The 7,023-nt window shown below is 60.1% G+C and carries 6 protein-coding genes and 1 pseudogene (1 of these 7 only partly in view); 1 reads left to right on the forward strand and 6 read right to left on the reverse strand.

Annotated elements, in window-relative coordinates; all coding sequences use genetic code 11:
* The 5 genes from EOB80_RS34850 to EOB80_RS25425 form a co-directional block, all read right to left on the reverse strand.
* A partial coding sequence (locus EOB80_RS34850; RefSeq protein WP_206516842.1) for a hypothetical protein occupies positions 1 to 384 on the reverse strand: 384 nt, incomplete at its 3' end.
* A gap of 558 nt (positions 385 to 942) precedes the next feature.
* Positions 943 to 1,851 (reverse strand): LysR family transcriptional regulator, encoded by a 909-nt coding sequence (locus EOB80_RS25410; RefSeq protein ID WP_127322614.1) that lies wholly within the window; start codon positions 1,849 to 1,851, stop codon positions 943 to 945.
* A 15-nt stretch (positions 1,852 to 1,866) separates the two neighbouring features.
* Complete coding sequence (locus EOB80_RS25415; protein WP_127322615.1) at positions 1,867 to 2,049, reverse strand: hypothetical protein; 183 nt, start codon at positions 2,047 to 2,049, stop codon at positions 1,867 to 1,869.
* A gap of 478 nt (positions 2,050 to 2,527) precedes the next feature.
* Complete coding sequence (locus tag EOB80_RS25420; protein WP_245466439.1) at positions 2,528 to 2,956, reverse strand: hypothetical protein; 429 nt, start codon at positions 2,954 to 2,956, stop codon at positions 2,528 to 2,530.
* Positions 2,957 to 3,231: 275 nt separating this feature from the next.
* Positions 3,232 to 3,420, reverse strand: a complete 189-nt coding sequence (locus EOB80_RS25425) for a hypothetical protein (RefSeq protein ID WP_127322616.1) — start codon at positions 3,418 to 3,420, stop codon at positions 3,232 to 3,234.
* A gap of 436 nt (positions 3,421 to 3,856) precedes the next feature.
* Between EOB80_RS25425 and EOB80_RS25430 the strand changes: the two genes are divergently transcribed.
* Positions 3,857 to 5,581 (forward strand): hypothetical protein, encoded by a 1,725-nt coding sequence (locus EOB80_RS25430; protein ID WP_164762715.1) that lies wholly within the window; start codon positions 3,857 to 3,859, stop codon positions 5,579 to 5,581.
* 228 nt (positions 5,582 to 5,809) lie between these two features.
* On the opposite strand, the pseudogene EOB80_RS25435 reads toward EOB80_RS25430, so the two are convergent.
* Positions 5,810 to 7,023: pseudogene (locus tag EOB80_RS25435) on the reverse strand (allophanate hydrolase) (it continues 556 nt past the right edge of the window).

A 7,023-nucleotide genomic window follows, 5' to 3' on the forward strand; every position in this document is an offset into this window, starting at 1 on the left:
GTTGCGGGATTTCCATCGCAGTTTGAGCACTGATTCGATAGCCGACCACGCCCTTCCCGATAGCTTGGTCCTCTCCCCGGAAAAGTACAATCTCATATAGCTGGAAGACATGCTGTCTTCCTTGGCCGAAATGATCTCGCCGTTCAGACTTCCAGGTTCCGGCTCGGTGTGCGCTCTGGAGAAATCCGGCGAAGGCATCCGGGCAAAGTCCTGCTGTGGCTGACAGTCTGCGTTGTGCTTGTCGGCGGCGTCGGCGCTTTGGCCGCAACGACCTCGCTCGCCGGGGCCGTGATCGCATCGGGCACCGTGGTCGTCGAAAGCAACCCCAAAAAGGTGCAGCACCAGACCGGAGGCAAACGAGGAACTGCGCGAACTCGATGGCAAGGAGGCCGAACTCGTCGAGCGGAAGACAGTGGCGCAGGACCAGCTTGCGCTGACCGAAATCCGCGCTCCCCAGTCAGGACTTGTCCAGGAGCGTGCCGTCCAGTCCCCGCGAGACCATCATGCTGATTGTTCCTGAACAGGACAGGTTCGTGGTCGACAGGCATGGTCGCGCCCGCCAGCATCGATGACGTCGAACCCGGACAGCCGGTTTCCATGCGCTTCTCCGCGTGCGACGCAAATACGACCCCGGAATGCAAGGGGACCGTGCAGAGAGTCTCAGCCGATCTGATCAAGGACCAACAGCGCAAGATTTCCTATTTCGTGGGAGGACGACGCTCGACGACCAAAAGCATGCCCGCGTGGAAGGCGGCTACAGCCTGGCATGCCTGCGGAGGTCCACATTCAGACAGGCGATCGCAACGTTTGGTCCTACGTGCTGAAGCCTTGTCGGGCCAGGTTCACCGAGCGTTCCGGGAATAGGTCGTCCTTCGATTGCATTCATTTGATAGGATGCAAGATGCCCGGCACTGCTCTTGTTCTGACCCCTAATAGGCGCCATCACGAGACCTCATACTGCTGCGCCAGCGAAGCGGAAAGCTGGTCGGCGAAACGTGCAGCGGCCACCGGTAGGGTGCGGCCCTTGAGTTGGCCGACATAGAGCATGCCAGCGGGCACGTCGCGCAAGTCGAGCGGCCGGGAGATCATGTCACCGGTCATCGTCTGGTGGGATAGGCCAATCGGGAAATGGAAGGTGATGATATCCTCTGAGATAGCGTGGTTGCGCAGGAATTCGAAGCTGTCTGACTGAATCACCGGCTCCAGCTGCAGCGATGACGATTGCGCCCCGATGTCGAGCAGGTAGCGCACACCGTAACTTGATGTGGGAAGCGCGATTGGATAGTCGAGGCAAGCGCGCAAGCGCACCGTCTCGTGAGAAGCCAGCGGATGATGGGGCCGCATAACCGCATGCACCGGCTGGTGCACCCGTATTAGTGTCATGAAGGCAGCCAGCCGGGTTGGCTCGTAGACGATGGCAATGTCGGCCGTGTGATCGACCAAGGCACGCTCGGCCTCCTCCCGGTCGCGCAGGTGCACTCCGAAGGTCACATTCGGATGTTCCTTGCGGTAGAGTGAGATCTGCATCGGCAGATGGTAGGGCAATAGCGCCTGGCTGCAGGCGATCGCCACATGGCCGCGCCGGGCGCCAGCAAGGTCTGCAATCTGCGATTTCACGTGCTCCATATCGGATAACTGGTTGCGCATGTGCTGCACTAGAAGTTCGCCGGCGCTGGACAATCGCACGCCGTGAGGCAGTCGCTCGAAAATGGCAACGCCGAGTTCGGCCTCCATCGCCAATATACGCCGATTGAGCGCCGTCGAGGTTATGGCGAGCAATTCCGCGGCGGCGCGGATCGAACCGGTCTTGGCCACCACATCGATATAGTGAGCGGAGTTCAGGTAACGCATCGGCAGCCCCCGGCATCACCGCTGCAATTCTTGCAGCAGGCTGAACAAAACATAGCACAAGACAGCAGCGCCGTCATCGAGGATAATTAATCCTGTCGAAGAAGCATCTTCAAGCGACATTGATTTTTTAAAGACAATGAAAGATGGAATAATGTTTGTTCCACTTTCTTCAACTAATTCATCGATCGAATGGAGCAATCATGCGCCACATATCAATTGTAATATTAGCTTCTCTCGGTCTTGTTGCCCTTGCAAATGTATCGGCGATCGCCGTCGAACAATGTGGCGACGCGACCGCGTCACCTGGCCTGCCAGGTTATAATCATCAATGTGGTGTGACCTCCAAGGACAGCATCGATGAAAGCGCTCTAGCGGACGTAGGCGAGCATAAAAGCTGCGGTTCGGATTGTGCGCAAGTCTACAGTCTTTGTAATACCAGCAGGGGTAGAGACTGTCGCCAAGAGTACAAAATCTGTTCTTGGAACTGCGTCTTTGGTGCGGCAATGACGATTCGCTAGTAAAGAAAACCCGACATTTGAAATTGCGCCGGAGTAGGGTACCAACCCGCATACGTGCGCTGGAGATATCGTAGGGCCACACCCTTACGCTGAGGCCCCGGCGCCTGGCCCGCCCATTGAGGTGGCTCCTTGTGTCAAACGCGCCAACACGTTTCGTTTCAAAGAAGGTTAGCAAGCAGGCGCGCGGCTGCACCATGGTAACTAACGCAGACCTGTTTAGCCATCGGTAGCGAACACCAAGCAGTAAGTTCGGCAACGAGAATGTCGTCGTTCCCATTCACCGGCGTGGTGCTAAGTTGTCCCTGCTTGTTCATCATGATCGCTACGGTTCCGTTTGCGCCATAACCGATAGCTGCCATCCTTTGAATGCGAGTGTCGTCCTCGACGCGAATATCGAACAGAACAGAGCCACCAGTCTTTTCCGCGACGTCAGCCACTCGATCGGCAAACGGCCGATTGATATTGGCGAAAGACTGCTCGAACAGAACCAGTTCAACATACTCCGCCTTCATTGCGTGAGAGTGCGCGGCATGACGCGCAGAACCAATAGGCCATGCACGTCTTATCCACACAAAAACGACCGCCACTGAGGGTGGCCTCTTCCACAGAAAACAACATAATCACCACCCAAACACCTTCGCGCGACAACGCGTTTAGGCCAGAGATGAGACGTCCTCTTCATTAGGCCTGGAACCACTGGTTTCAGCGCCAGGGTTTCTGTATTGCGGAAATTGTACCCTGAATCGGCTGCGACATCAGAGCTATCTGGTCCAGCCTCGTTCCCGAGGCCAGCTGGGGCGCAATCAGTCGCAGACAACCGTGGGCGAGATTTGGTTCGGTCAGCGCTGGAATGACGCTGCTGTCACTGTTCCCGCTTTAGAGGAAATGTGGCGTCGCCATCCTTCTCGCCTGATAAAACGCGCGGATTGGCGCTTGAGACACCGTCGTTCTTTCCGCCTTTGTGGTGCTCTTCTGATTGGCCTCGCGCGTCTGCTTCAAGCTCCTTGCCGGGGCGCTTGCCAACTTTCTTGTCGACCGATTTTTCCACCATCAGCCTCTCCTTTGTGAAGCAATGGCAACTCTTCGATCGGCCTGAGGTTCCGGGACAATCGGCCATCGGACCGCTGCCGCCCAAAGGCGATTTCGGTCTTCGCGTCCTCCGACCCTGGGCATTTCAGGTCGTGGCAAAGTTGGACTTCAACGGCCGACATGAGGCGCATTGGAGTCCGGCAGCTTTGGGGCCGTCTGCTGTCCTTCCGGTTTGGGCGCGATGGGCTAGAAGCTGGCGTTCCCCTTGCGACCCGAGTCGGTCATGTGATGTGGGCGCCAGAACCCCCAAAGGCGGACGGTCGACAGCCTTTGAGGTGAGCGTAACGAGATTCCGTCAACGGGTGGATGCCGAAAAACGGCACCGACCCGAGATCAGTAGCTTTATCATTTTTTGAATTCTGCGCGGTAAGGTTCCGCGCATGTGGTTGAAGACTTACTTGATCATCACCGGCGTCGGCGCGTTCGTGGCGCTGACAATGCCATGGCTGGTCATCATCGGCAGTTTCCTGATCATCCCGGGGCTCATCCTCGGGTCGATGCCAACGGCCTTCATGTATGGCATCGCTTTCGCGCTGTTCTGCTTGCTGCTCGGAAGTTTCCTTTCAGGCGTTCCTCTGAACGTCATGTCGGGCGCCGCGACGCTGGCACTGTTTTGGACCATCCCCCAGCCAGGCCTCACCTGGGCGAAGGGCATGCTGGCCAGCCTGGAGGAGCCGGACATTCAGTCGAACGCACCGATTGCGCTCAAGGGCGATATTCTCCTCGCCCGCCCGTTCGAGGGCCGTTGCGATGCATTGTGCGCGGCCTTGCTCAAGACCCCGGGCGTCACTTCGGTCCGCGTCCAGACCCTTCGCGGTCATTCCTATACCTACCGCGTCGTGCCGGACTCGACGCCCGGAAAACGAAGCACCGTCATCGGGCATGGCCTGCTGGAAGAGCGGCGCTACGATGCCTCCGATCCGCTCGCCCCTCAGCGCGCGCTGGAAGCCGAATGGAACCTGATGATGTCAGAGGGCAAGGCGTTGCTGCAAAGCGACGACGCCCCCGAACCCGACTTCACCATCGCTATCGAGGACGGCCCTGCCGCGCCCGATTCCAAGCCCCGATCGGGACGGTTGGATTGGTCGCTCGAACCCTCCGCACCCCACCGCAAGGCGCTCACCATCACCGACGCCGGTGAACAGGTGCTGGTGCGGCAGTCGATCCTGTCGATCTTTGCCCCGGCGGCGCCGTTGCTGATCGGGACTTCGGGCGGGATCGAGAACTTCCGGTTCGGCTGGGCGCGTCTGCGGCTCGGTGACGGAAGGATGTACGCCGAGGTTCCGGTCAACCGGCTACTGCTCGACCACACCAGCGTTTCGCGCGGCGTGAATATGGAAGCGGCGAAAGCGAGAACGCGCGAGGAACTTGCCAGAGCGCTCGACGATCCGCGTAAGCCGGTGAGCGGTCCCGTGTTCGCGCTCGCCAATCAATGGATGGACTCGTTCCGCGCGAACGACCAGCCGCTCGGCGAAAGCGACCGGCGCCTGCTGGTTCGCGTCTTGGAGGACCCACGGGTGCGATCCCCAGACGGGCTGTGGGCGATCATCAAACAGGTCGATGGCGACTCCGCCGATCTGCGGCGGCTCGCCGCCCGCCGCTACCTCGCGGCCACCGACAAGAAGGAGGCGCGCCACTGGATCAATGCCCTGGCCGGCCTCCCTGTGGGTGAATACACCGATCCTCTGCCCGAAGAGCGCGCGATTCTCGCAGATCCGGAGGTCAGCCGCTTTGCCACCGGCCTGATCAAGCGCCAGGGGGACCGCGGCGTCGATGCCGTGCCCGACCTGTTGCGGCTGCTGCGCGAGTACTCCGTCTACGATCCGGGCAAGTATGGTTTCAGCGACCTGACCGCGGCTACCGATGCCGTGCGAAGCGGCTTTCGCCGCATTGGCCCTGCGGCCTCTTTCGCGCGGCCTGAGATCGAGCAGCTCTTGGCTTCGCCGGGTCTGAAGTACCGCTACAAGACGCTCGGCCAGGAAGAATGGGACACGCTGCTGGTTGTCCTCGGGAAGCCTGTCGAAACGCTTACCAAGCCGGAAAACCGAAGTGGAACCGACGCGAGGTACCGCGAGCGCGTCGCTCAACGGGCCGCCAAGCCTTACGACCCACGCCGGGATTGATCGCCGAAACGGGACGAAGAATCTTCGCGGGCAGAGCTAGCCGCTTCGTCCTACCGGTCTTTCCGATATTCCATGGTGCGCGACCGTGTGTGGCGGGATCAAATCGAGTAACCCATCGTGTTACTCCTCGGTTTTGATTGGCCACTCGAGAAACGAGAGATGAAGGCAGAAGCGGGGCCCGATAACGAAACGGCAGCTTCCGGCTTCGCGATCAAGGATATCACAAGTTTAACCGCCGCGGGCGGTGTCGCCACCTGCTCTTGCCTCCGCATATTCCGTTGACGAAGTGTTCAAGCGGGAACGATCTGACAGAAAGCGGCGCCAGCCCCCAAATGACGAGATATCAAAAGCGCCTAGCAAGCCCACGGATTCCACTAGAAAACCTTTGGCGGTGCTGCCATCATCAAGCTCTATATTGCCAATGCCCAGGGGCGACGGGATGGCGGCCACAAAGTGGCCGAATGCGTCGGCAGGTAGCCGCCAAACCTCTACCTCGATCGCAGTGCCGCCGTTTTCAACACGGACCAGTCCCGGCTTGGGCGTGGTCTGGCCCGCGAGCTCATATAGCTTGTATGAAGATGCCGTCCTCATCGCCCGGCAGAACCGGGCACCAGCCTCCTTGAGATGGCCATTGAGCGGCATTCCCGAGAGGTGAGCGCCGACCACCACCAACTCGATAGTGCCATCTTCGATTGATGCGCCGACAGGCTGCGCGCTCGGCTGCCGCCAGCCAGTCGCGCCGAGGGTGAGACTGCTCGCGGCATGGAGATCGCGCGCGGCGGATGCTACAAGGCCGTCCGCTCCGGCGGCCGCAAGCAGCGTCACGCTCATCGGCAGCCCGTCGTCGCGCTTGCCGGTCGGCACGGCGATGCCGCACATGTCCAGAAGATTGACGAAATTGGTGTAGGTGCCGAGCCGGCTGTTGGTCTCGACGGGATCGGTGAGCACGGTAGCAGTGGTATAGTGCGTTGGGGCGGTCGGCACGCAGAACAGGTCGACCGAGGCAATGACCGGGGCGAGCTTCGCCTTGTAGGCCTGCAAGGCGTAGAGGCCGCGGAAGGCGTCTGCCGCCGATAGGTTACTGGCGCCGCCGATGATCTTGCGCGTCACCGGATGCAAGGCGGCTTCGTTGGCTTCCATGAAATCGCGGATCGCCGCATAGCGCTCGGCCACCCAGGCACCCTCATAGAGTAGGTTGGCGGTGGCGTAGAAATCGCCGAAGGGGATTTCGACCAGCCGGCAGCCAAGCCGCGACAGAATGGCAAGCGAAGCTTCGAAACCAGTCTGCATGGCCGTATCGCCGAAGAATTTGAGCTCCGCTTTTACAGGCACGCCGACGGTCAGCACCGGTTGGCGCGCGGCGAGCGGCTGGACGGCGATGTCACGCGAATAAGGATCGGCAGCGTCGCGCGCGGCGGCAACGGAGAACACCCTATACGCAT

This window comes from Mesorhizobium sp. M7A.F.Ca.MR.245.00.0.0 (assembly GCF_003997415.1).
Classification (GTDB): domain Bacteria; phylum Pseudomonadota; class Alphaproteobacteria; order Rhizobiales; family Rhizobiaceae; genus Mesorhizobium.